Origin of the sequence: Sphingomonas gellani (assembly GCF_900110035.1) — a bacterium.
Lineage (GTDB): Bacteria > Pseudomonadota > Alphaproteobacteria > Sphingomonadales > Sphingomonadaceae > Sphingomonas > Sphingomonas gellani.
Genome location: NZ_FOCF01000006.1, coordinates 1 through 25,045, shown reverse-complemented (window position 1 = coordinate 25,045; position 25,045 = coordinate 1). Strand labels below are relative to the sequence as shown.

Below are 25,045 nucleotides of genomic sequence, written 5' to 3'. Positions count from 1 at the left end.
CAGTGCCGGCCCGTCGCGGTTTCGGTGCACGGCATGAAGAGGGCTGATGACCAAGCTTCCCGTTTCGCTGGCACTTTTTGCCGCTCTCGCCATCGCTCCCGCCATGGCGGCACACGCGGCGGAGGGTGACGGTGGCAAGGCGGCGGCGGTCGGAGGCCCGTTGGTTCCGGTCAACAGTGTCGAGGCGACGAACGACCTGAAGGCGGATCAGCAATTCCGCTCGCTGTTCATGAGCTGGAAGAAGCTGGACACGATCGGTCAGCCCGGCCTGGGCGGCCACGGTGCGATCGCCATCCCGTCCGTGCAGCCGGTCAACAAGCTGAGCTTCACCAGCAATTTCGGCATTCGCTCCGACCCGTTCCGCGGCACCGCCGCGATGCATGCCGGGGTCGATATTCCCGGCCCGGTCGGCACCCCCGTTTACGCCACTGCGGATGGCATCATCGATCATGCCAGCCGCCTGGGCGGTTACGGAAACATGGTCGAGGTCGATCATGGCAAGGGCATCGCCACCCGGTACGGCCACCTGTCGAAGATCCTGGTGTCGGACGGGCAGAAGGTCACGCGCGGGCAGCTGATCGCGCTGATGGGCTCGACGGGTCGTTCGACCGGCCCACACCTGCACTACGAGGTTCGTATCGACGGTCATGCGGTCAACCCGATCCCGTTCCTGACCACGGCCGATTACCTACTGGCCGCCAAGGATCAGTCGGTCCACGCCATCCCGGTGTCGGTCGACGGCCCGGCTCCGCAGGACTGATCGCCACCGCTTTCATACGCTGATGCGGCGGACCTGGCGCGGTTGTCGCAGGCTCGCCCGCCGCTTACATGCTCCTTATGCACAACCCGGCTCCCGACATCGCCCTGACCCACTCCGCCGCCGCGCGCGTCGCGGCGATCGCGGCGAAGCAGAACAAGCCCGCGATCCTGCGGCTGGCCGTCGATGGGGGCGGCTGTTCGGGCTTTCAGTACAGGTTCGGTTTCGCCGACAGCCCCGACGCGGACGATACGGTTGCGGAAATCGATGGCGTGCGATTGGTCGTCGACAGCGTCAGCATGGACCTGGTGCGGGGTTGCCAGGTCGATTATGTGGAGTCGCTGGGCGGCGCGGCGTTTCGCGTCGACAATCCCAACGCTGCGTCCGGGTGCGGCTGTGGCTCCAGCTTCGCGATCTGATCGTCGGACTGGACAGCGACATGAAGATCGTCACCTACAATGTGAACGGCATCAAGGCGCGCCTGCCGCGTCTGCTGGAGTATCTGGCCGAGGGTGACGCGGACGTCGTCTGCCTCCAGGAACTGAAGGCGAGTGACGACAGCTTTCCGGCGGCCGATATAGAGGCCGCGGGCTATGGCGCGGTCTGGCATGGTCAGAAGAGCTGGAACGGGGTGGCCGTGCTGACCCGGGGTGCGCAGCCGATCGAGCGGGTGCGCGGCCTGGCCGGGGAGCCGGAGGACGAGCACAGCCGGTATCTGGAATGCGAAGTGCCCGACGGCAATGGCGGCACCATGGTGGTCGCGTCGCTGTACCTGCCGAACGGCAATCCGCGGCCGGGGCCCAAGTTCGACTATAAGTTGCGATGGCTAGACCGGCTGCGGTCGCGCGCGACGGAGTTGCTCAGCGAAGAGGTGCCAGCGGTGCTCGCCGGCGACTACAACGTCATTCCGCATGACGACGACACCTTCTCCGTGCGTGCCATGGCAGAGGACGCGCTGATGCAGCCGGAGAGCCGGGCCGGGTATCGCCGGCTGCTCGCGGACGGCTGGACCGATGCGCTGCGCACGCGTCATCCTGCGGGAAAGATCTGGACGTTCTGGGACTATCAGGCCGGGGCGTGGCAGCGGGACGCCGGGTTCCGTATCGACCATCTGTTGCTCAGCCCGCGCGCGGCCGACCGCCTGGTCGATGCCGGCGTCGACAAGGCGCATCGCGGCCGAGAAAAAGCCAGCGACCATGCACCCACTTGGGTAAGGCTGCGTTAGGGCGCTTCGGGCTAACCACACGCCCGGATAGGATTTCAGGCGCATGAAGACACGGGCACTCCTGTTTGGGTTGGTCGCGGCGACGGTCGTGGCTGCGTCGCCGGCGCTGGCGCAGTCCGGCAGCGGCGGCGGAAGTGGCGGGGACGATCCGCGCTTTTGCCCGAACCGCCCCAGCCTGGGGTCGTCGGCGTGCACGACCGAGCCCGGCCATGTGCAGTTCGAGTACTCAGCACTCGACTGGCAGCGCGATGACACCGCCGATGCACGCGACGATCAGTTCATCGTCGCGGACCTGCTGGCACGGATCGGGATCGGCCCGCAGACGGAGGTGCAGGTCGGCTGGACCGCGTTCGGCACCGATCGGGAGCGGAACAAGGCTGCGGGCGGTGTCACCCACACCAACGGTGTGGGCGATGTGCGACTGGCGGTGCGGCAGAACCTCCGCAATCCGGGCGGCGATGGCCTGTCGTTCGGGATCGAGCCATTCGTCATTCTGCCGCTGGGCCGGCAGCCGATCGGCGACGGTGCCTGGGAAGGCGGTGCGGTGATCCCGGTCACCTACGACCTCAGCAAATCGCTCAACCTCGCCTTTACTGGCCAGGTCGCCGCACTGGCGGACGAGGACGGCCACGGCCGACACCTGAATGACAGCGGTATCGTCGGCCTGGGATACCAGGTGTCGGAACAGGTCACGCTGACCAGCGAAGTGTCCGTGGAGCGGGACGACGACCCTATGGGCGGCGAGACACACGTGCTGGCTGCGGAGTCGATCGCCTTCAAACCGACCAGGCGCACCCAGCTGGACCTGCTCGCCGCCGCCGGTCTGAACCACAGCACGCCTGACATCCGGCTGGCCTTTGGCGGCGCGATCCTCTTCTGATCCCAATCGATGGCGGGGTTTGCCACCACTTGGCGGCGGGCGTGAGCGCCGTTTGGCTAAGTCATTGATATTGGGCGCGACCAGACTTGGCACGGCGGATGCAAGGCCTTGAGGGTGAGCGGCAAACGGGCCGCTCCATCTTGAGGGATGATGCCATGAAGTCGTTGTTGATGTTCGCCGGCCTGGGTCTGATCGCCGCCACCCCCGCGCTCGCGATCCGCGAGCCGAAGCCGGAACCGGCGCCGGTCGCTTCGGAAAGCCAGGCCGCGCCTGCGAAGCCGACCCGCTATTGCGTGATGACCGAGGCGACCGGTTCGCGCATCCGTCACAAGACCTGCATGACGCGGGCGGAATGGCTGAACGAAGGCTTCGATCCGCTCAAGAAGTGAGGCACGGACAGCCGCCACGACGCGCCGGATGCGCGTCGTGGCCGGCCGTCACAGATCGCGACCGTAGACCTGATACACTTTGTTGACGTGGCTCTCGATCGTCGTCGCGATCGAGCGCATGCCCTGATTGTCGTCGAGGATCCAGCCGATCTCCCCACGACTGGCGCCGTAGCGCGAGACCGAGGCGCGGCGGATATATTCGATCATCATGAAGGCAAGCTGGCTGGCCAGGCGAGAGGACTGGAACTCCTTGCGCACCCCCATCAGCGGGACGCGCATCGTGCGCACCTTTGGCGCGCGCAGCCACAGCAGCAGCTTGGCCCAGCCGAAGGGCAGCAGATTGCCCTTCAGCGGCTTGATCGCCTCGTTCAGGTCGGGAAGCGTGATCATGAACGCCACGGGCCGGCCGTCCAGTTCCGCGATCCGGATCAGGTCGTTGAACACGATGGGCTTCAGCTTGACCCCGACGTCCTTGATTTCGGGCGGGGTCAGCGGAACGAAGCCCCAATTGTCGGACCACGCATCGTTGAGGATGTCGAGGATGATCGCAGCCTCCTCCTCGAACTTCGACTTGTCGACCTGGCGCACCACGATGCGCGCGTTTTTTTCCCCGGCCTGGATGATCCGCTTCACGATCGGCGGAAATTCCTGGGTGATATCCAGTTCGTAGGTCAGCAGCTGCTTGACCGGCTGATAGCCGGCACGCTCGATCCAGCCGCGATATTCGGCCTTGGCGTGCCCCATCATGATCGTGGGGGCGTGGTCGAACCCCTCGATCAGCAGGCCTGGCTCCTCCCAGATCGACTGGGAGATGGGGCCAAGAGCGCGCACCATGCCCTGTTCGCGCAGCCAGCCCTCCGCATGGGTGAGAAGCTGGGTGAAGATGCTCTCATCCTCCGCCTCCATCAGGCCCCATTGGCCAGTGCCGGGACCGAAACCCTGTTCGGCGGGCATGGTCAGCGCCAGCGTGTCGATATGCGCGGAGATGCGGCCGACCACCTGACCCGCGCGCTCGGCAAGGAACAGCTGCACCTTGGCATGGCTGTACCAGCCGTTCTTTTCCGGCGTGATCAGGCCCAAAGCCTCACCCTTTAGCGGCGGTACCCAGCTCGGATCATCGCGATACAGGCGGAAAGGCAGGTCGACGAACGCTTTCCGATCCCGCTTCGTGTCGATTGGCCGGATGGTGAGTTGATCGGTCATGCTTCCCCCTGATGGACGTGTATTAAGCGTCTCGATCGATCATGGCGAGTGGCGTTTCCGTGGATTCCCTAGGTCGAAACGCCATGCTGCCGCCACTATATCCAGGCAATGGATCAAGCCATGAACAGCTCGCTGACCCTGCCGCGTGCAGCCTCGTCGCCGCAAGCCGCAACACCTGCCCGTGCCGCAAGGCCGGTGATCGCCGACGACAAGGCGATGCTGCGCGCCGCGGCTGAACTGACCCGCGATCTCGCGCGCCCGAACAAGGCGCTGTACTGGTCCGACATGGTCGGGTCCGCGCTGCTCGGATACGCCACGTTGGCGGTTGCCGCGACGACGCATGTCACGTGGCTGGCGGTGGCGGCGGGGATCGTGTCGGTGCTGGCGTTGTACCGGGCGCTGCTCTTCATCCATGAAATCAGCCACATGAAGCACTCCGCCCTGCCGCATTTCCGGTTGGGCTGGAACGCGATCGTCGGTGTGCCGATGCTGACGCCGTCCTTCATGTATGAGGGCGTGCACAACCTGCACCACACCAAGCACCGTTACGGTACGGCGGAGGATCCCGAATATCTGCCGCTGGCGTCGATGAAGCCATGGACGCTGCCGCTGTTTCTGCTGATCTCGATCCTGGCACCGGTCGGCTTCCTGATCCGGTTCGCGATACTGGCGCCGTTGTCGGTGATCGTCCCGCCGCTGCGTCGTCCGGTCATCGAGCGGTTCTCCGCGCTGGCGATCAATCCGCAGTTCCGTCGCAAGGTGCCCGAGGGGGCTGCGCTGAAGCAGTTCAACCGCATCGATGCGGCGGCGAGCGTTTGGGCGATCGCGCTGCTGACGATGGTGGCGACGGGCGTGATCCCGCTCCGCTCGTTCGGCATCGGCATTGGCATCGTGTCGGCCGTGGCGCTGCTGAACCAAGTCCGCACGCTGGTCGCGCATCTGTGGGAGAATGAGGATGGGGAGGTGATGAGCCTGACCGCCCAGTATCTCGACTCGGTCAACGTGCCGCCGCCCGCGCTGCTACCGGGACTGTGGGCGCCGGTCGGGCTGCGCTACCATGCGCTGCATCACCTGCTGCCGGGATTGCCCTATCACTCGCTGGGTGAGGCGCATCGGCGGATCAGCGCGGCGTTGGAGGAAGGGTCCTCCTACCACAAGGCGAGCTATCCGGGCGGATTGCCGGGGCTGGTGCGCTATCTCGTGTCGAACACGATGCGCCCGCGCCGCTGATCGGGTTGTTCAGGGAAGTCAAAAAAAGGGGCCGTCGTTCGCGTGAACGGCGGCCCCTTTTCTCTACTCTTCCGTGCGGATCAGCACCGCCTCACCGATCAGGAAGAACAGCAGGAACGGGGCCCAGGCCGCAAGGAACGGCGGATAGGCGCCGAGATTGCCCATCGCGAGTGCGAAGTTGTCGGCTACGAAATAGGTGAAGCCGAGCGCCATGCCGATCACTGCACGCACGAACAGCTTGCCCGACCTCGCGATCCCGAACGCCGCCACCGCGCCCAGCAACGGCATGAGCAGCGCGGACAGCGGCCCCGACAGCTTGTGCCACAACGCACCTTCCAGCGCCTTGGTCGGGCGGCCGGCGGCGTCCAGGTCATCGATCGCGGAGCGCAGCGCGCGGAACGACAGCCCGTCCGCATCGACGGTCGCCAGCGTGAACTGATCCGGCCCGACGCCGGGGGCGATCAGGACCGATCCCAGCTTGGTCTGCTTGCCGCTTGCCACGTCGAACCGGGTCGCATCGTCAACGCGCCAGGCATTGCCCTCCCGCCGGGCATGGGGGGCACGCAGGATCGCCATCAGGTTGCCGCCGGTGCGATCGTACAGCGTCACGCCGCTCAGGCGTGCGGCGTTGCCGTGGCCCCGGATGCGATCCACCTCCAGCAGGTCGTCGCCGTTGCGGACCCAGACGTCGGTCCGCTCGCCCCGATCGACCGGCACTGCGGCATAATCCAGGTCCTGCCACCGCCCCAGCGTCGCGGTCGCGCGGGTGACCACCCGGTCGTTGAACGCGAACGAGGCGAGCGCGACCCCGACGCTGGCGAGCAGCAGCGGCGCCAGCACCTGATGCGCGGACAGGCCGGATGATTTCAGCGCGATGATCTCGCTGTTCTGGTTCATCTGCATCAGCGTCAGGATGGTGCCGAGCAGAACCGAATAGGGGACGGCAAAGGCGATCAGCTCGGCCCCCCGCAACGACACATAGGTCCAGATCTGGTCCTGGCCGTTGCCCGGCACCGCCAGGATCTTGCCCGACTCGCTCAGCAGGTTGAGCGTCAGCAGCACCAGCACCAGACCGGCGACGATGCCGAAGGTCCGCACCAGGAACAGGCGCACCATGTACAGCGCCACGGTGCGCGACGGAAAGATGGCCGAGAGCATCAGGCGGCCACCGCATGTTTGCGGCGGCGATTGGGCAGATAGCGGGTAACCGCCTTCAGCGCCTTGTCGAACGCGCGTTCCAGCGCGCCGATGGGCTGGCCGCCGGGCACGTAGGCAATGACATAGTACATCCAGAAGGTCAGGCCCGCGAACACCGCGAGCGGCGTCCACAGCGCGATCAGCGGGTCGACCCGGCCGAGTTCCCCCACGCTTTGCGCATATTGGCTTACCTTGAAGTAGGTCACGATCATCACGATGCCCACAATGACGCCGAGCGCGGAGGTCGACCGCTTCGGCGGGACGCCCAGCGCCAGGGCGAGCAGGGGAAGGAGGAACATGCACAGCACCTCCGTCACGCGGAAGTGGAACTCCGCGCGGCTGGCGTTGCGCTGCTCTGGCGGCGCGGCCTTGCTGTGCCCGGAAATGGCGAGTTCGGGTAGCGTGCGCTCATCGTCGTCACCGCCGCGCTGGCGGAAGCTGCCGAACTTGGGCAGGTCGATGGGCAGGTCGTGCTGCGAGAAGGTCAGCACGCGCGGCGCGGGAAATTCGGGTCGATTGTGGATCAGCACACCGTGGTTCAGGCGGAAGATGATGACGTCGGGATCGTCCGTGCGGTAAAACCGTCCCTTGTCCGCAGTGACACCCAGCCAGTCGCCTTTCTGCGTCTGGGCATGGACGAAGATGCCCGACAATTCGCGCCCGCTGTCGCGGCTCTTCTCGATCCGCATCGTCATGCGATTGCCCAGATGGGTAAACTCGCCGACCTTGATCGATGCGCCCAGCGCGCCCGTGCGCAACTCGAACCGCAACCGTTCATAGGCGAAGCGCGCCTGAGGCTGGACGTAACCGACGATGCCCAGGTTCAGCAGCGCCAGCACCATCGTATAGACATAGGGCACGCGCAGCAGCCGCGAATAGCTCATGCCGACACCGCGCATCACGTCCAGCTCGCTGCTGGTGGCGATGCGGCGAAACGCGAGCAGGACGCCCAGCATCAGGCCGATGGGAATGCCCAGGCCAAGATATTCCGGCAGCAGGTTGGCGAGCATGCGCCACACCACGCTGATCGGGCCGCCCTGCGTCGCGACGAAGTCGAACAGGCGCAGCATGCGGTCGAGCACCAACAGCATGGCCGAGATCAGCAGGGTGGAGAACAATGGCACCGCGATCAGCCGGGCCATGTAGCGGTCAAGGGAATTCATCGGCGGGAAACGCGGCCTCCGGCGGGCGGATGGTCCTGTCTATACGGAACGGTGGGCTAAGCGTCAGCCCCCAATGCGTGCGGCCGTTATTCCGCCGCGATGCTGTCGGGGTCCATGGTCGCTGCGGTTCCCTGGCTCGTCATGCGGGGTCGCTCCGCCGTGATCGCTGCGCCGATCGCGCGTTCCAGCCCGACCAGCGTGTATGGCTTTCGCAGCACGGGGCGGTCGCCGAAATCGACGGCATTGTTGTCGCCGGCAAACCCGGTGACGAACAGCACCGCCACGTCACCATGCCGTGCGGCGAAGTTGGCGACCATCTCCGGCCCGGTCTGGCGCGGCATCAGCACGTCGCTGACCACCAGATCGACCGGATCGTGCCGGTCCAGCAGGTCGGGCGCGGTCAGCGGATCGTCGCAGGGGATCGGATGATGGCCCAGTTCCTCCAGCGCGCTCATGGTAGCGGCGAGGACGCGGGGATCGTCCTCCACCACCAGCACGCGCAGATTGTCGGGCGCACGGGGGCGGAGCGGGGCCGGCGCGTCGACCGGCTGCGCGGCGGATACGGCCATGTCGCGCGGCAGGAACAGCGTCACCGTCGTCCCCCGTCCGGGCGCGGTATCGATGGCGATGCCGCCGCCCATCTGGTCGACCATGGCGAAGATCTGGCTGAGCCCCAGCCCGGTGCCCTTGCCCGCCTCCTTGGTGGTGAAGAAGGGTTCGAAGACGCGTTCGGCCACTTCGGGCGTCATGCCGTGGCCGGTGTCCGTGACAGCCAGCGTCACATGATCGCCAGCGCCGCAGCCGTCGACTTCCCCCGCCTTCAGAGTTCGGAAATTGGTCGCGATGCTCAGCGTGCCGCGCCCGTGCATCGCATCGCGCGCGTTCACCGCCAGGTTGAGTACCGCGTTTTCCAGCTGCACCCGATCAGCCCGCACCCGCCATCCGACCGATCGGTCATCGAAGAGCAGCGTGATCGCGTCGCCCAGCGTTCGATCGAGCAGGTCGGACATGCCGGTGACCAGGTCCGCCGCGACGAGCGACTCGGGCCGCAGCGCTTCCTCACGGCTGAAGGCGAGAAGGCGGCGCGTCAGCGCGGCGGCACGGTTCGCACCCTCCGCGGCACTGTCGATATTGCGCCGCGCCAAGTCCGGGTGGTCGTCCAGGTGCAGCGCGGCCAGCTCCAGCCCGCCCAGCACCACCGCCAGCATGTTGTTGAAGTCGTGCGCGATGCCACCGGTCAGCTGGCCGACCGCATCCATCTTCTGCGCCTGGCGCAGTTTCGCCTCCTGCGCCCGCAGCTCGTGCGTCGCCTGAGCCACGGCGGTGGCGAGTTCTTCTGCCCGTTCGCGCTGGTCCTCCGCCTCCTCCTTCGCGCTGGCGCGTTCCTCCACCGCCATCACGGTGACCCAGCCCAGCGCGATCGCCCCCAGCACCAGCAGCACGCCGAAGACCGCCAAGGCGAATGCGATGCGGCTGGCGCGGACCACGGTCGCGTCGGCTGCGCTGGTGCGCTGGTCCAGCAGGGCGCGTTCGCGGGCGATGATGGCGTCCAGTGTGCCGTCCAGCGCGGTCAGCGGCTGCGCCTTTCGCGCTTGGTAGTAGCGGGCAAAGGCCTGGCTGTTCTTGCCGTAATTCGTCGCCAACGCGGTTTCGGCCAGTTCGCGGCCCCGCGCGTCGAAGGCGCGGCGCAGGCGTTCCATGCGGCCCGCCTGTCCCGCGTCGTCATGAGTCAACCGGCCGAGTCGGTCGATCTGGCTGGCGGCGAGGCGCCACTGGTCGAAGTACAACTGGCCTAGCGACCGGTCGCCGGAGATGACGTAGCGGCCCAGCGACGCTTCCGACCGGGCCATGGTACCCGACAGGCTGCGCGCCAGGATCATCACGTCGTAGCTATGCGTCTGCGCCCGCAGCGCATGGTCGCGTTCCCGAGTCGCGCCACCCAGGATGAAGATCAGCGCGACAAGCGTCGCGGCCCCCAGCAGCCCCATCACGACGAGCGTGATGGTCCGCCAGTTGCCCTGTCCCTTCGCGGGAATCCGACTGCCCCTGTCGCGCTCCACGGCCACAGCATAGGACATGCAATCGTTAGCGAAAAGCTAAGGGATTATCCTTGCCCGCTTGGGGCGATAACCTATGCGATCACGCCCACGGCGCGGCCCGCATCGGCGAACATGCCCAACACCCGATCCAGCTGTTCCCGGCTATGTTCGGCGCACAGCGAGCAGCGCAGCAGGAAAGTGCCGGCCGGAGTCGCGGGTGGCCGCGCCATGTTGACGTACAGCCCGCCGTCCAGAAGCGCCTGCCACATCGCCGCGGCCTGTTGCTGATCCTCCAGGATCACCGCGACGATCGCACTGTCCGGCGTCTTGGTACCGAGTCGAAAGCCCAGCTGGGTCAGGCCGCCGTGCAGGTGGCGGGCATTGTCCCACAAACGCCGACGCTTTTCCGTGGCGGTCATCAGCTTGCGGATGGAGGCCGTGGCCGTGGCCACCACGCTCGGCGGCAGGCTGGCGGTGAAGATGTAGGGGCGACAGGCGAGGCGGATCGCCTCGAACTTCGGATGGTCGGAAATGCAGAAGCCGCCGACCGTGCCGACCGATTTGGAGAAGGTACCGACGACGAAATCGACCTGCCCCTCCAGGCCCTGATCCTCGTACACGCCGCGTCCGGTGGGGCCGTAAAAGCCCATCGAATGCGCCTCGTCCGACAGCACCATGGCGCCATGCTTCTTGGCGACGGCGACCATCTCCTTCAGCGGGGCGACATCACCCAGCATCGAATACACGCCCTCAAGCACCACCAGCTTGCCGGCCTCCTTGGGCAGGCGGCCGAGTCGCTTGTCGAGGTCCTCGACGGAATTGTGGCGGAAGCGGACGATCTCCGCATAACCCTGCTTGCAGCCATCGTAGATCGACGCGTGGCTGTCGGCGTCGAGGATGACGTATTCGCCCTTGCCGACCAGCGTGGAGATCATGCCCAGATTGGCCATGTAGCCGGTCGAAAAGACGATCGCGCCCGACACGCCGTAGAAGTCACGCAGCGCCTGTTCGACCTCCATATGGTCGTGGAACGTGCCGTTGAGCATGCGCGAGCCGTTGGTGCCCGACCCGAATCGCTCCAGTGCCTGCTTGCCGGCCGCGATCACGTCCGGGTCGAAGGTCATGCCCATGTAATTGTAGGTGCCGAGCAGGATCGTTTCCCGCCCCTTGATCACAGCCTCGGTCGCGGAGCGGACCTCCTCCATGACGATGGCGAAGGGGTCGGTGACGCCGCTGTCGAGCAGGCGCTGCCGCTCCGCGATCAGCGGGTCGAACTTGCTCATCAAGTCGCGTTCGGGCGCGACCGGTGCGGGGTCGAGGTCCAGCCGTTCCGGCTGCAGGCCGGTTTCGGTCATGCCGCGTCGTTCTTCAGCTTGGCGACGGCGTCGACCAACTGGCCGATCGTCTCGATCTCCGCCTGCATGTTCATGGTGATGATGATGTCGAATTCGTCCTCGATCGCCGCGACGAAGTCCATCACGGTCAGCGAGTCCCATTCCAGGTCGCCCTGGAACGTGGTCGCCTCGCTCAAGCTCACGCCCTTTTTGTTGAAGGGCTCGATCTGGGCGGCGACGGTGTCGAAGATCTGGCTACGGTCGGTCATGATGGTTTCCGGTGTTGCCCGCAAATGCGGCGACGTTGCGGCGCTATAGCAAGCCTCTGTCGCGATACCACCGTGCGGTCGCGGCAAGGCCGATGTCGGACGGGGTCGCGGGCGCCCACAGCGTGGCGGGCGGTCGCCGGGCCGGATCGGCGGTCCAGTCGGGATGGAGCAGATAGCCGACCCGGTCGGGCGTCAGCTTCGCATGCGCGCCGCGCAGCCGACGGTCGATGCGCGCGCCCAGGCGCAGCGCGGCGGCGGGCAGGGCGATGGGGATCAGGTGATGGCGGCCGACCGCGCGCCCGATCGCGCGACCGAGTGCGGCATGGCTGAGCAGCATTCCGTCATCGACCTCGTACAGCGCGTTCGCGGGGCCGTTCTCGGCAAGGATGACCAGCAATGCGGCCAGGTCCTCCACCGCGATCAGCGACACGCGTCCTGCAGGCGGCGTCAGCGCCACGCCGAAACGGGCGAGGCGGAACATGTCGACCATCTCGGTGTCGCCCGGGCCGTATACGCCGCTGGGTCGCACGATGGTCCAGTGCAGGCGGCTGCTCTCCACGACCGCCTCCGCCTCACGCTTCGACCAGCCGTAGAGTGACAAGCCCGGCTCCCGCGCGGCGAGGGAGGAGACGTGAACCAATCGCGGAACGCCTGCCCGTTCCGCCGCAGCGACCACCATGCGCGTGCCGTCGATGTTGCCGGTGGCGAAGCCCGCGCGGTCGGGCGCGCTGACCACGCCGGCGATATGGACGACCGCGTCGACGCCGATCACGAGCTGGTCGAGCGCCGCGGCGTCGTCCAGCGCCCCCTCTACCCAAATCACGTCATCACGTGCCGGCTGGGCGCGCCTGGTCAGGGCTCGCACCGAATGGCCAGCCGCCAGCGCACGGTCCAGCGTGTGGCGACCGACAAAGCCCGTCGCGCCGGTCAGGGCCAGGATCACAGCAGCGCCAGATGGTCGCGGTGGACCAGTGCACCACGCGGCGCATGGCCCAGGATTTCGGCATGGTCTGCGGTGCGCCTGCCGATCAGGCGTGCGGCATCGTCGGCGTCATATTCCGACAGGCCCCGCGCGATGGTGCCGCCGGCCGGTCCCTGCACCGCGACCAGATCGCCGCGCGCGAATCGCCCCTCCACCCCCGTCGCGCCCGCCGCGAGCAGGCTGCCGCCGCGAGCGAGCGCTTCGGCGGCACCGGCATCGACATGGATGCGTCCTGCCGCAGTCAGGCCGCCGGCCAGCCACGCCTTTCGTGCGGGCGCACTGCGTTCCGCCACGAACAGGCTGTGCCGGCGCTCGGTAGAAAGGGGGCGCTCGATCCGCCCGGACGCGATCGCGAGATGTGCGCCCGCCGCGTTGGCGATGCGGGCGGCGCCGATCTTCGACACCATGCCGCCCGATCCCATGCCGGAACCCGATCCGGTGTCGGCCATCGCCATGATGGCGTCGTCGATGCGTTCGACGCGCGGGATGTGGCGCGCGCCCGCCAGCGCGGGGTTGCGGTCGTACAATCCGTCGATGTCGGACAACAGGATCACGCCCCCGGCGCCGGCCGCCTGCGCCACGCGCGCGGCTAGCCGGTCGTTGTCGCCGAAGCGGATTTCCTCGGTAGCCACCGAGTCATTCTCGTTCAGCACCGGCACCGCACCGAGCGACAACAGGCGGTCCAGTGTGGCGGATGCGTTGAGGTAGCGGCGGCGATCCTCCAGATCCCCCAGGGTGACGAGCATTTGTGCGGCGGTCAGCTGCTCCGCCGCCAGCACCTCGGCCCACACCTGGCTCAGCGCGATCTGGCCGACGGCGGCGGCGGCCTGCGCGTCCTCCAGGCACGCGCGGCCGCCCTTGGACAGGCCGAGGCGCCGGGCACCCAGCGCGATGGCACCGGACGACACGACCGCCACCTGCTGCCCAGCCTGTCGGCGCGCGGCGAGGTCGGTGGCGAGCCCGCGCAGCCAGTCCGTGCGAACCTCGCCGTCCGGGGTCACCAGCAACGCCGATCCGACCTTTACGATGATCCGGCGGCAGGAGGCGGGGGGAAAAAGCATGGCTGTGGGTAACGCGGCTGGATCGAACCGCCAACCGGCTTCGGTTGCCGGCCGATCAGTGCTGAATCACACCGGCGACCATTGCACCTCGTCCTCGGCACCATCGTCGTCGACTGGTGAGTCTGTGGTCGGGATCATCTCCAACAGCTTGTCGAGTGCCCAATCGACGCCGGTGCCACTGGCGCCGGACAGCGGGATCACGATCGCGCCGCTGGCTTCCTCCAGTTCGGCGGACAGGGCGGCGATCAGTTCGTCATCCAGCGTGTCGATCTTGTTCAGCGCGACGACCACCGGCTTATCGGTCAGCCCCGCGCCATAGGCGTTCAGCTCATCGCGCACGATCCGGTAGCTTTCGGCGACATCGGTGTCGTTCGCGTCGACCAGGTGGAGCAGCACGCGGCACCGCTCGATATGCCCCAGGAACCGGTCGCCGATGCCGGCACCCTCCGCCGCGCCCTCGATCAGGCCGGGGATGTCGGCCAGCACGAACTCGCGGCTCTTGTGGCGGACCACGCCCAATTGCGGGCGGGTGGTGGTGAAGGCGTAGGCCCCGACCTTTGCCTGCGCATTGGTCACGGCGTTGATGAAGGTCGACTTGCCCGCATTGGGAAGCCCCACCAGCCCCGCATCGGCGAGCAGCTTGAGGCGCAGCCACAGCCACGCCTCGTCGCTGGGCCAGCCGGTGCCGTGCTGGCGCGGGGCCCGGTTTGTCGAGGTCTTGTAGCTGGCGTTGCCGCGCCCGCCATCGCCGCCGCGCAGGAACATGACGCGCTGACCCACCGTCGTCATGTCGACCAGCAGCGAGCGCTCCTCGTCGTCGGCCAGGATCTGGGTACCGACGGGCACCTGGATCACCAGGTCGTCGCCGCCACCGCCGGTCATGTTCGAGCCGGCACCACCCTGGCCACGGGGGGCGCGGAAATGCTGGGTGTAGCGGAAGTCGATCAGCGTGTTCAGACCGGCCACCGCCTCGAACACGATGTCGCCGCCCTTGCCGCCGTTGCCGCCGTCGGGACCACCATATTCGATGAACTTTTCGCGCCGGAAGCTGACCGCGCCGGGGCCACCGGCGCCAGAGCGGACGAAGATCTTGGCCTGATCGAGGAAATGCATGGATCAGCGCCTAGCGCGTCGGCTCCGGTAAAGCGACCCGCATGCGGACCGGCGGCCGTCACAGCCGCCGGTCCGCATCGATCATGCCGCGAGCGGCATGGCGGGTCGGTCGCCACCGTCGCTGTCCAGGTCCAGCGCATAGGCGGCGCTGTCGACGATCGCGCGCCGGGCCAGCGACGGGCGCGCCGCGCGGCCCGATTCGCGAAAGCCCAGCTTGCGCAGCACGCGACCGGACGCCGGGTTGTCGAGATGGTGATGCGCAACCAACCGGCGGTATCCCAGCGCGTCCCGCGCGATCGCGACCACCTGGCGCCCCGCCTCCGTCGCATATCCACGGCCCCAGGCGGCGGGAGTCAGCCAATAGCCGAGTTCCGCCGCGTGCCCGCGCTTACCGCCCTCATGGCGCAGGCCGATGCCGCCGATCAGCACGGGGGAGGGACCACGATCGTGCGCCAGGATCAGCATGCGGTATGTCGATGCCCCGGTCGCCGCGGCATCGGGCGCCAGCCAGTCGCGGGCATGATCGATGCGATAGGGCCATGGCACATGGGCCAGCCGGGTCGCCACCGCCTCATGGGCGATGGCGTCGAACAGGGCGGGGGCGTCCTCGGGCCAGCCGGGACGCAGCGTCAGTCTTGCCGTTCGTGCGAACATGCGCGCTCTCCTCGTGTCGGCCGCTGCCGCGTCGACGTGACACGGCGGCGACAATGGGCCGAGGGAGCAAAGAAAAAGGGAGCCGGGGTGACCCGCCTCCCTTGTTTGAAGTCCCCGCCGGTGGCGGGGATCGGGTCACCCTGGTGGGCAACCCGTCTGGTTACCCAATGTTACTCGGCGGCAATCGCCAGTTCCACCGAACAAAACTTTCGGCCGAGCTTGCCGTCGTGGAACACCACGCGGCCATCGACGAGCGCGAACAGGGTGTGATCCTTGCCTATGCCGACGTTCTTGCCCGGATAGAATTTGGTCCCGCGCTGACGCACGAGGATGTTGCCCGCGATCGCTTCCTGACCGCCGAACTTCTTCACGCCAAGACGACGACCGGCCGAATCACGACCGTTGCGCGACGAACCGCCTGCCTTTTTATGTGCCATGCTATTTTGCTCCTGCGCTTCGCTGCGTTCAGCCGACCGACACGATCTTCAGGATCGTGTGCTGCTGGCGGTGGCCGTTGCGGCGGCGATAGTTGTGGCGGCGGCGCTTCTTGAAGACGATGACCTTGTCCGCCTTCGCCTGCGCGATGATCTCGGCCGCGACCGTCAAACCCTCGACGCTCTTCAGCTCCGAACCCTCGCCGGCGAGCAGAACGTCGCCCAGCGTGATCTGGCTGCCGGCATCGCCGTCCAGCTTTTCGACGACGATCTTGTCTCCGGCGGCGACGCGGTACTGCTTGCCGCCCGTGCGCACGACTGCGAACATGGCCTGATTCACTTCCCGAAAAACATGTGCCCGCACGGGTGGCCCCGCCGGGATGAAGCCGGGCAGCTAAGCGACGGGCCGGCCGATGTCAACCGGAGTCATGGCTCCGGCGCGACAGTTCAGTGACGGTGCTGATTGCGCAGGCGGTAGCGCCCGTCGGCGAAACCGGTGAACAGCCCGGCAATGGCAGGATGGTCCACCGGTTCGTCGCTGTCGTCGGCCATCAGGTTCTGCTGGCTGACATAGGCGACATAGGTCGATTCCATGTTTTCCGCGAGCAGGTGGTAGAAGGGCTGGTCCTTGCCGGGCCGGATCGCCTCCGGAATCGCGTCGTACCATTCGTCGGTGTTTGCGAAGACGGGATCGACGTCGAAGATCACGCCGCGGAAATCGAACAAGCGGTGACGCACCACCTCACCGATGGAGAAGCGGGCGTGTGCGATCGGCGGGGCGATGACGGAAGCACTGGTGGCCGGATCGACCGGATCGTGACGAGGCATCGACCCAATCTAGTGCCTGTTCGCAATCGCACAAGCGAGCCGCTTGTGGAACGTAAAGACATGCGTTAGAGGCGCGCCCTCCAAGCGATCGGGCCGCCACCCAGCGGCCTTGCCTCCATGCGGAGAGGTGCCAGAGTGGTCGATTGGGACGGTCTCGAAAACCGTTGTGCGTGTAAACGTACCGTGGGTTCGAATCCCACCCTCTCCGCCACTTCCCCTGCGATCCGGGTCGGCCTCGTCATCCAGCCCGATGTGCCGAGCCGGTGATCGGCGGCCTTGGCGGCGCATCGATGCCCTTGGCTGATCTCGTCCGTGCAAACCTCGATCGAAGCGCCATCGGTGGGGCACGACGCGGAGCCGCATGTCTGTACGTATCGCACCGGAGTAGCGGCGGATGATGCTGTCGGTAGGAGGTTGCATCCGGATCGCTCCATCGGCGGTTCGCGTCGAGGGCTGGAGGTCCAGATGGGCGGAAACCTTGCACCTGATGCCTTGGCTCGCGAATCGTGATCCGGGCGTCTGTCGTGATCGCGACAATCGTTGCCCGACATCGCGCGACGTGACCGAACGCCTATATGAATAGCATGCCGTCGTCGCACCGTAATGCGGTTGGCCACAAGCCCGCCCGTTCGCGGCGGCGACTCGGCAAACCATCTGCCGTCGAGGTGAGGAACAGCATGACCGACACTGCCACCGGCCCGCTCGCGCAGCCGATCACGACGCATATCTGGCGCGAGAAGTACCGCCATGCGGACGAGGCAAGCGTTTCGGAGACGTTCCGACGCGTCGTCGCCGGTGTCTATGCCAACGATAGTGCGGAAGAACGCGACCGCGCGCTGGCGGCGCTGGCGGCGCTGGAGGCGCGGGACTGGGTGCCCGGTGGCCGCATCTTTGCCGGCGCGGGAACGGGCAAGCGGGTGACGTGGATCAACTGTTTCGTCAGCCCGATCATCCAGGATTCGATGGACAGCGAGCCCGACCTGCCGGGCGCGGGCATCATGCCCGCGCTGAACGTCGCCGCCTTCACCCAGCAGCAGGGCGGCGGGATCGGCATGGATTTCGGGACGCTGCGGCCCGACGGCGCGCTGGTCGGGCGGACCGGGTCGATCTCGTCGGGCGTGATCCCGTTCATGGTAATGTGGGACGGTATGTGCGTGACCATCCGGTCGAGCGGATCGCGGCGCGGCGCGATGATGGGCGTGCTGCCGATCTGGCATCCGGACGTGGTTGCCTTCATCACGGCCAAGACGAAGAAGGACGTGCTGAAGAACTTCAACGTCTCGGTGGCCGTAACCGACGACTTCATGGCCGCGGTCAGGCAGGGTGCGGACTGGGACCTGGGCTTTTCGGTGCCGCGCGCCGACGGGAACCATGTCGCGGTGACGGAACGCGATGGGCGGCCCTGGTACGTCTATCGGCGGATGCCGGCGGCCGAGCTGTTCGACCTGATCACGCGCACCACCTACGACTATGCCGAACCCGGCGTGATCTTCATCGACCGGGTCAACCGGCTGAACAACCTGAACTATTGCGAGACGATCAGCGCCACCAATCCGTGCGGGGAGCAGCCGTTGCCACCCAACGGCGACTGCGACCTGGGGCACGTCAACCTTGCGAACATGGTGCTCGACCCGTTCACGGACCGGGCTCGGGTCGATTGGGATCGGCTGCGCGCGGCCGTCCGCGTGGGTGTGCGGTTCCTGGACAACGTGCTGGACACGTCGCCATTCCCGACGCCCGAGCAAAAGGCGGAGGCGCTGGCGAAGCGGCGCATCGGGCTGGGCTACACCGGCCTTGGCAACCTGCTCCAGCAGATGCGCGTTCGCTACGGCCGGCAGGCGGTGCCGCTGGTCGAGGAGGTCGGGCGGGCGATCGCGGAGGAGGCGTACCGGACGTCGGTGACGCTGGCGAAGGAGCGGGGCGTGTTCCCGGCCTATGACAAGGTGCGATTCGCGAAGGCGCCGTTCCTGGCGAAGTTGCCGGGCGATCTGGTCGCAGACATCGCCGCACACGGCATACGCAACGGCGTGCTGCTGACGCTGGCGCCGACCGGGACGACGTCGATCCTGTATGGCAACGTCTCGTCGGGCGTCGAGCCGACCTTCGCCTGGCACTACACGCGCAACGTGGTGGTCGAGCAGACCGCGACCGAGCAGCAGCACGAGACGTTCGAGGTCGAGGATTACGGCTGGCACCTGTACAGCCGGCGCCCCGATCATGACGGCGCCGCGCCGATGCCCGACTATATGGTCACCGCGCTGGAACTGGGGGTAGAGGATCACATCGCCGTCGCGGCGGCGGCGCAGGCATGGGTCGACGCGGCGATCTCCAAGACGATCAACTGCCCCGCCGACATGCCCTATGAGGAGTTCCGCCAGGTCTATCTGTCCGCGTACGAAGCGGGGATGAAGGGGTGCACCACCTATCGCCCGAGCGGCGTGCGCGGCGCGGTGCTGAGCGTGAAGCAGGACGCCCCCGCCGAAAAGGTGGTGCCGAATCCCGCAGCGACCAGCGAAGTGCTGAAGCGGCCGGAGGTGCTGAGCGGCAAGACGATCAAGATCAAATGGCCGATCGACGGCGAGAACTATTACCTGACGATTAACGATTATGTGCACGATGACGGTCGCCGCGTGCCGTTCGAGATTTTCATCTCCACCAGCTCGGTCGAGAATTTCGAGACCATGGCGGCGCTGACACGCACGCTGTCGGCGGCGTGCCGGCGTGGCGATGCAACGTTCCTGTTCGAGGAACTGGAACGGGTCCATTCGCCCAAGGGCGGTGCGCTGATCCGGTTGGAGCACGAGGCCAAGGGCAGCTACGCACCCAGCCTGATCGCGCTGATCGGACGCATCCTGCGGCAGCATTCCGAACCCCAGCGCGAGCTGTTCGACGAGGATGGCGAGCCTTGCCCGTCGTGCAAGCGCCGGACCGCGTACATGATGGAGGGTTGCCTGACCTGTCATCAGTGCGGGTACAGCAAGTGCGGGTGAGTTAGGCTGGGACGCATTGAGTTCGCGCCGGGGGCGGCGCCGACTGCTACGCCGTTCTCCCGTCCACCCCGTACGCGATCCCGATGCGGCCTCGGAGCCTTTCGACCGGCAGAGGCGTTCTTGCGCCGGATTGAAAGGGAGTCGCGGGTGAGGGGTTTGCTATCGGGATCGGCGCTGGCGGCAGTGTTCCTTGTCGCGGGCTGCGGGCAACCGAGCGGGCAGGGTGGGAACGCCACGGCGCCATCGGCTCAAACGCCGGATCAGGCGGGGTGGACCAAGGACACGACCGCGCAATTGCGCGACGCGATCGGCAAGCGGGCGATGCATGGCCTCGACCAGATGCCGTTCGCGGTGAGCGGGACCGACGACGCGGCGCTGACGCAGACGGCGTTGAGCTATGCCGGGGCGCTCGCACACGGCGCGACCGACCCGAAGAAGCTGTACGACGTGTACACGGTGCCGCGGCCGGAGCCCGACCTGCGCCGTGGCCTGGCCGACGCCCTGCGCGCCGGCAAGGTCGGTGATTGGCTGAACTCGCTGGCGCCGCAGGATGCGAACTACAAGAAGCTGGGTCAGGCCTATCTGGCGTTGCGGAAGAAGCCGGCGGCGCCGACCCCGGCCATCTCCGACGCGGGTGAATCGATCAAGCCGGGCGCCAGCGACCCGCGCTTGCCGGTGATCGCGCGGGAGCTGGTCGTGCTGGATTATCTGGACCAGGCGGCGGCAACGGGCGACCGTTACACGCCCACCATGGTCGCCGCGGTGAAGCGGATGCAGGCTGATTACGGCATGGAGCCGGACGGCGTCATCGGCGCGGACGCGCTGGGCATCCTGAACATGTCGGACGTGGATCGCGCGCGTTCCATTGCGGTCAACATGGAACGGCTGCGCTGGCTGGAACGCACGCCGCCAGCGACCCGGATCGACGTGAACCTGGCGGCGGCACGGTTGAGCTATTGGCGCGACGGCAAGCTGGTCAACAGCCGCAAGGTCGTGGTCGGTGAGCCGGACAAGGAAACGCCGCAGCTGGGTTCGCCGATCTTTCGCCTGGTCGCCAATCCGACATGGACCGTTCCACGATCGGTCCAGCAGAAGGAGATCGCCGGCAAGGGCGCCGGTTATCTGAAGGCGAACAACATGAGCTGGAAGGACGGGTGGATCGTCCAGGCATCGGGCCCGAAGAACTCGCTGGGCTTGGTCAAGTTCGACATGCAGAACGACCACGCGATCTACCTGCACGACACCCCGGCCAAGCCGCTGTTCGGGCTGGTCCAGCGCCAGCGCAGCCATGGTTGCGTGCGGGTCGACGACGCGCTGGGCTTTGCGGAGATGCTGGCGACCGACGAGGGCGTGCTGGACCAGTGGCATCAGGCGCGTGCGACCGGCAAGGAGACCTTCGTCAAGCTGCCCCGGCAGATCCCGGTGCGCATGCTGTACCAGACGGTGCTGTTCGACGACGCGGGCGAACCGATCGTCCGCAACGACCCCTATGGCTGGGACGACCGGGTCGGCTCTGCGTTGGGGTTCAAGGCTGGCAAGGCGCTGCGGGTCAAGACGGACGAGGCGGACGTCGGGCCGTAAGTCAGCGTTTGGCCGAGCGGTCGCCCCCGCGTCCGGCGACCGCCAGGTCTTACTGCCGGGTGCGCAGCGTCACGCCAATGACGCGAGGATCGCCCGGCGTGCCGAGGATCAGGCCGGAGTTGCCGGCTTGGACCGTGACGTTCTGAAGATAGTTGGAATCGAGCAGGTTGCGGGCGAACACCGCCAGTTCCAGCCCGCCGGCGAAGCGGTACCCGATACTGGCATTGGTTAGGTTGTAGGCGTCGATCCTCGTGTAGCGTGACAGGGTCGGATCGCCATTGTAGCCGCTGCGCGAGGCAGTGTCGGCGTGGAGGAACACCGATCCTCCGGCGACCTGATGCGAATAGTCGATGCCGGCGGTGATCGCCCATGGCGGTAGTGAGGCGAGCCGCTTTCCCGTCAGACTGCACACCGCCGTCTGGTTCGTCTGAAGCTCCAGCGGGCATGGGCCGGCGGGATAGTCGGTATAGCGACCGTCCGAATAAGCGACGCCGGCCCGGACCGTGAGGCCCGCCACCACGATGGCGGTCGCGTCCGCTTCTATCCCCTTCACCGTCACCTTGGGAATGTTCGACAGATAGCCGCGCAGGGCCGCGGTCTGGCTGCTGTCGACGATCGTGGCCTGGAAATCGCGGACGCGGGTGTAGAAGCCGTCGATGTTGAACACGAGGCGGCGATCGAAGGGCTGGGTTTTCAGGCCCACCTCATAGGTCGTATTGCGTTCCGGGCGCACGACGGCCGTGGCGAGCGCCGGCTGGTTCTGCGCGTTGAGCGGCAGGCCGGACATGTTGATCCCGCCGGATTTGAACCCGCGTGCATAGCTCGCATAGCCGAACACGCCGTCGGTGACGTTCCAGGCGAGATTGGCGCGGCCGGACAAGCTGCCGTCCTTGTCGTGCGCCTGGTAGCTCTGACCGCGCAGGATGCCGAGGCGTGCGTTGATGAGCGCTGAGCTGGTCGCGGCCGGCCCGCCAAAGGTGAAGGTGGAGTAATACCCGTCCTTGTCCTCATGCGTGTAGCGCAGGCCGCCGGTCGCGGTCAGCGTCGGCACGATGCGGACATTCACTTCCCCGAACGCGGCGTAGCTTTGGGTGCGGAAGTCGGTGCGTCCGTCTTGGCCGTATCCGTCGAGCAGGTTGGTGGGCACCGGCGTGTTGTTGGCGCCGGTGGTCTGCCCGATCAGCCAGCCGGCGGCGGCGGGGCCGTAGATGCTGATCGGGCGGCCGGTGATCCGCTGACGAAACCCGTACAGGCCGACGACATAGGAGATGCGGCGCTCCCCGTCGGAGGCGAGGCGGATCTCCTGGCTGTACTGGTCCTGGCGGGAGGGGATGTGTTGCGACAGCTGGATGGGAAGGCCGGTATAGTCGCGGTCGTTTTCCGCGTCCCAGTTCCAGAACCGCCACGCGGTCACCGCCGTGATCGTGCCGATACCGACACGCCAATCGGTGATCGCCGACACGCCGCCCTCGTTGGTGTCGACGCCGAGCGGGCCGTCATAGTTGATCCGGCGATCATAAGGGTCCGTGCTGGCCGGGGCATAGCCGAATTGCCCGGCGAGGTACGCATATCGGCGCGACAAGGGGCGCTGGGTCTCGCCGACCCGGACGAAGACCTGGGTGCAGCAATAGGCCTGAAAGTTGGTGAAGTCGGCGATGATGCGGGTCTGGAGCGTCTCGCTCGGCTTGAACAGCAACTGCCCGCGCACTGCCTGCGTGCCGACGGTGTTGGCCGCCCGCCCGGTGGCGACATTGTCGAGGATGCCGTCGCGTCGGGTCGCCACCGCTGACAGCCTGTAGGCAACAGTGTCGCTGATCGGCCCCGATACCCATCCGCGCGCCTGGACCAGGTTGTAATCGCCGTAGCTCAGCTCCGCGAACCCTTCGCGCGTAAAGGTCGGCGCACGGCTCGTGATGTTGATCGCGCCGGCGGTCGTGTTCTTGCCGAACAGCGTACCCTGAGGCCCCCGCAGTTCCTCGATCTGTGCGATGTCGGCGAAGTCGAATGCGGCCGTCGCCGGGCGGGCGTGATAGACCTGATCGACATAGAAGCCGACGCCGGGTTCGAGGCCGTCATTGGATTGACTAACGGCAACGACGCTGGAGCCCAGCCCGCGAATGGTGAGCGCGGTGTTGCGGGGGTTGGCCGAGCTGTAGTTCAGGCTGGGGATCAGCGCGGTCACCCCTTGCGTATTGACGGTGTAGCTGAGGTCGAGCAGGTCGCCGCCCACGACGTTGAGCGACGCTGGGACCGCCTGCGCATTCTCTTCCCTGCGGCGTGCGGTGACGATCACGTCGGGCATTCGGGTTTCGCCCGCGGTCCGGGTTCCGCCGGTCACAATCTGCGGACCGTCATCCGCCGTTGCCATCGTCTGCGCCGCGAGTGGGGCAGGGGACATCAGCCCCGCGAGAGATAGCAGTGCTGTTGGATTGATTCTCATGAAGGCCACCCCCGATAGGTGGGCGGCGCTATCCATCCATATCCGTACGAACACAATATCCGACTGGATATAGTGCAAGCGAAATCCTGTTATTAGGCGTCAGCTCTGGCGATCACCCTTGTCGCGGCGTGGTCGGCCAATCGAGCAGGCGGGCGGTCAGGCGATCATGGGCCGGATGGGCCGCAAGCTCGGCGGCTGCCCGCTCCAGTTCGCGATAGTCGGCCAGGATGGCCAGCCCGACGTCGGTCAGGCGGGCGCCGCCCTTGCGGCCACCGCCGGGAGCCGTCTCCACCACACGCTCGTCGAAGCACCGGTTCATCTCGTCGACCAGGAGCCAGGCCCGGCGATAGCTCATGCCCAATGTGCGGCCGGCGGCGGAGATGGAGCCATCGTGATGGATCGCATCGAGGAGATCGGCTTTGCCGGGCCCGAGCGCGTAGCCGTCGCCACACGCGAACTGCAGCTTCAGCTTGAAGGGGCCGAGCTGCACGTCACTTGCCGATCAGGACGTCGGTGGCTTTTACCACCACCGTGACCCGATCGCCTTCGGAAAGGTGAAGGTCCGCGATGGCCTCTTCCGTGATGCTGGCGGTGACGATGATGCCGTTGCCGATGTCGACCTTCACGGTCCCGTTGACGGCACCGGGGGTAATCGCGGTCACGCGGCCGGGGATCTGATTGCGGGCGCTGAGTTTCATGGCTTTTGCTCCTCCAGGCCGGTCTACCACTCAGCGTGCCTGTACGCACGCGTGCGAGGCACGTGAGGGCCGGAAGGTCCGATGCTGTCAAAAAATTGAAATTCGGGCTTGCGCGAATCCGAATCGCCATCTAGATGACCTCTCACCGCAGCGGTGACCCGGACGGGTTGCTGGAGTGGTTCTGGAAACGGCCGGTGTGCAGGCTCTCTTGAGGGGGAGTTGATGGCGCGCCGGGGTTTTTGGCTCTTTGACATTGTAATTGAGATGAAGGGACATGTGGGCGGCGGCTCGTGTGTTGCGGGTGGCAAGCCCGTGGATACACGTTAAGCTAGTAAGCCGATCTCATATGTCTCGTTACATATCCACAGTATATGTGATGTGCAGGAAATCGGCTCTTGTCGTGAGCTGTGGTTTCGCGGGTTATTCCACCTGCGAGATCATGGAACATCAAACTTGAGAGTTTGATCCTGGCTCAGAACGAACGCTGGCGGCATGCCTAACACATGCAAGTCGAACGAGACCTTCGGGTCTAGTGGCGCACGGGTGCGTAACGCGTGGGAATCTGCCCTTGGGTTCGG

Annotated in this window: 24 protein-coding genes, 1 tRNA gene and 1 rRNA gene; 10 read left to right on the top strand and 16 right to left on the bottom strand. The window is 66.6% G+C overall.

Annotation, left to right across the window (positions count from 1 at the left end):
* Positions 1-46: 46 nt before the first annotated feature.
* The 5 genes from BMX37_RS12190 to BMX37_RS12170 all read left to right on the top strand — a co-directional run bounded on the left by BMX37_RS12190 (position 47) and on the right by BMX37_RS12170 (position 3,251).
* Entirely contained in the window at positions 47-760 is a 714-nt protein-coding gene (locus BMX37_RS12190) for a M23 family metallopeptidase (RefSeq protein WP_093666035.1), read from the top strand.
* Positions 761-837: 77 nt separating this feature from the next.
* On the top strand, positions 838-1,176 hold the full coding sequence (erpA, locus tag BMX37_RS12185) for an iron-sulfur cluster insertion protein ErpA (protein WP_093666034.1): 339 nt from the start codon (positions 838-840) through the stop codon (positions 1,174-1,176).
* 20 nt (positions 1,177-1,196) lie between these two features.
* Entirely contained in the window at positions 1,197-1,982 is a 786-nt protein-coding gene (xth, locus tag BMX37_RS12180; RefSeq protein ID WP_093666234.1) for an exodeoxyribonuclease III, read from the top strand.
* Between the two features lie 43 nt (positions 1,983-2,025).
* Entirely contained in the window at positions 2,026-2,862 is an 837-nt protein-coding gene (locus BMX37_RS12175; protein WP_093666033.1) for a transporter, read from the top strand.
* 155 nt (positions 2,863-3,017) lie between these two features.
* Complete coding sequence (locus BMX37_RS12170) at positions 3,018-3,251, top strand: hypothetical protein (protein ID WP_093666032.1); 234 nt, start codon at positions 3,018-3,020, stop codon at positions 3,249-3,251.
* Positions 3,252-3,299: 48 nt separating this feature from the next.
* Here BMX37_RS12170 and BMX37_RS12165 read toward each other — a convergent pair whose 3' ends face one another.
* Entirely contained in the window at positions 3,300-4,454 is a 1,155-nt protein-coding gene (locus BMX37_RS12165) for an N-acetyltransferase (RefSeq protein ID WP_093666031.1), read from the bottom strand.
* 120 nt (positions 4,455-4,574) lie between these two features.
* Here BMX37_RS12165 and BMX37_RS12160 point away from each other — a divergent pair, with 120 nt between their 5' ends.
* A complete protein-coding gene (locus tag BMX37_RS12160) occupies positions 4,575-5,684 on the top strand; it encodes a fatty acid desaturase family protein (protein ID WP_093666233.1) in 1,110 nt (369 codons plus the stop codon).
* A gap of 63 nt (positions 5,685-5,747) precedes the next feature.
* Here the strand turns inward: BMX37_RS12160 and lptG are convergent, their stop codons facing one another.
* The 12 genes from lptG to hspQ form a co-directional block, all read right to left on the bottom strand.
* Positions 5,748-6,842, bottom strand: a complete 1,095-nt coding sequence (gene lptG, locus BMX37_RS12155; protein ID WP_093666030.1) for an LPS export ABC transporter permease LptG — start codon at positions 6,840-6,842, stop codon at positions 5,748-5,750.
* Positions 6,842-8,044: an LPS export ABC transporter permease LptF gene (gene lptF / locus BMX37_RS12150; RefSeq protein ID WP_170841957.1), complete on the bottom strand. Its 1,203-nt coding sequence runs from the start codon at positions 8,042-8,044 to the stop codon at positions 6,842-6,844. The genes lptG and lptF overlap by 1 nt, the downstream gene beginning before the upstream one ends.
* Before the next feature lie 86 nt (positions 8,045-8,130).
* Entirely contained in the window at positions 8,131-10,032 is a 1,902-nt protein-coding gene (locus BMX37_RS12145; protein ID WP_425288460.1) for an ATP-binding protein, read from the bottom strand.
* A 143-nt stretch (positions 10,033-10,175) separates the two neighbouring features.
* On the bottom strand, positions 10,176-11,438 hold the full coding sequence (gene spt / locus BMX37_RS12140; protein ID WP_093666028.1) for a serine palmitoyltransferase: 1,263 nt from the start codon (positions 11,436-11,438) through the stop codon (positions 10,176-10,178).
* Entirely contained in the window at positions 11,435-11,686 is a 252-nt protein-coding gene (locus tag BMX37_RS12135; RefSeq protein WP_093666027.1) for an acyl carrier protein, read from the bottom strand. The genes spt and BMX37_RS12135 overlap by 4 nt, the downstream gene beginning before the upstream one ends.
* Positions 11,687-11,729: 43 nt before the next feature.
* Positions 11,730-12,629: an NAD-dependent epimerase/dehydratase family protein gene (locus BMX37_RS12130; RefSeq protein WP_093666026.1), complete on the bottom strand. Its 900-nt coding sequence runs from the start codon at positions 12,627-12,629 to the stop codon at positions 11,730-11,732.
* Complete coding sequence (gene proB, locus BMX37_RS12125) at positions 12,626-13,729, bottom strand: glutamate 5-kinase (protein ID WP_093666025.1); 1,104 nt, start codon at positions 13,727-13,729, stop codon at positions 12,626-12,628. Before proB ends, BMX37_RS12130 begins: the two co-directional genes overlap by 4 nt.
* A gap of 66 nt (positions 13,730-13,795) precedes the next feature.
* Positions 13,796-14,842 (bottom strand): GTPase ObgE, encoded by a 1,047-nt coding sequence (obgE, locus tag BMX37_RS12120; protein ID WP_093666024.1) that lies wholly within the window; start codon positions 14,840-14,842, stop codon positions 13,796-13,798.
* Positions 14,843-14,923: 81 nt separating this feature from the next.
* Complete coding sequence (locus BMX37_RS12115; protein WP_244501559.1) at positions 14,924-15,496, bottom strand: GNAT family N-acetyltransferase; 573 nt, start codon at positions 15,494-15,496, stop codon at positions 14,924-14,926.
* Between the two features lie 170 nt (positions 15,497-15,666).
* The gene (gene rpmA, locus BMX37_RS12110) at positions 15,667-15,933 is read right to left on the bottom strand and encodes a 50S ribosomal protein L27 (RefSeq protein WP_093666023.1); all 267 of its coding nucleotides are present in this window, start codon (positions 15,931-15,933) and stop codon (positions 15,667-15,669) included.
* Between the two features lie 28 nt (positions 15,934-15,961).
* On the bottom strand, positions 15,962-16,258 hold the full coding sequence (rplU, locus tag BMX37_RS12105) for a 50S ribosomal protein L21 (protein ID WP_093666022.1): 297 nt from the start codon (positions 16,256-16,258) through the stop codon (positions 15,962-15,964).
* Between the two features lie 119 nt (positions 16,259-16,377).
* A complete protein-coding gene (gene hspQ, locus BMX37_RS12100) occupies positions 16,378-16,758 on the bottom strand; it encodes a heat shock protein HspQ (RefSeq protein WP_093666021.1) in 381 nt (126 codons plus the stop codon).
* 121 nt (positions 16,759-16,879) lie between these two features.
* Here hspQ and BMX37_RS12095 point away from each other — a divergent pair.
* The 3 genes from BMX37_RS12095 (at position 16,880) to BMX37_RS12085 (ending at position 21,329) form a co-directional block, all read left to right on the top strand.
* Positions 16,880-16,969 (top strand) — tRNA-Ser (locus tag BMX37_RS12095).
* A gap of 466 nt (positions 16,970-17,435) precedes the next feature.
* Positions 17,436-19,748 (top strand): adenosylcobalamin-dependent ribonucleoside-diphosphate reductase, encoded by a 2,313-nt coding sequence (locus BMX37_RS12090; RefSeq protein WP_093666020.1) that lies wholly within the window; start codon positions 17,436-17,438, stop codon positions 19,746-19,748.
* 147 nt (positions 19,749-19,895) lie between these two features.
* A complete protein-coding gene (locus BMX37_RS12085; protein WP_244501558.1) occupies positions 19,896-21,329 on the top strand; it encodes a L,D-transpeptidase family protein in 1,434 nt (477 codons plus the stop codon).
* Between the two features lie 49 nt (positions 21,330-21,378).
* Here the strand turns inward: BMX37_RS12085 and BMX37_RS12080 are convergent, their stop codons facing one another.
* The 3 genes from BMX37_RS12080 to BMX37_RS12070 form a co-directional block, all read right to left on the bottom strand.
* Positions 21,379-23,769, bottom strand: a complete 2,391-nt coding sequence (locus BMX37_RS12080; RefSeq protein ID WP_093666019.1) for a TonB-dependent receptor — start codon at positions 23,767-23,769, stop codon at positions 21,379-21,381.
* Between the two features lie 112 nt (positions 23,770-23,881).
* Positions 23,882-24,259, bottom strand: coding sequence for a winged helix-turn-helix domain-containing protein (locus tag BMX37_RS12075; protein WP_093666018.1), 378 nt, complete (start codon positions 24,257-24,259; stop codon positions 23,882-23,884).
* Position 24,260: 1 nt separating this feature from the next.
* Complete coding sequence (locus tag BMX37_RS12070; protein ID WP_093666017.1) at positions 24,261-24,467, bottom strand: TOBE domain-containing protein; 207 nt, start codon at positions 24,465-24,467, stop codon at positions 24,261-24,263.
* 449 nt (positions 24,468-24,916) lie between these two features.
* Here BMX37_RS12070 and BMX37_RS12065 point away from each other — a divergent pair.
* Positions 24,917-25,045, top strand: a 16S ribosomal RNA gene (locus tag BMX37_RS12065); the annotation flags it as partial.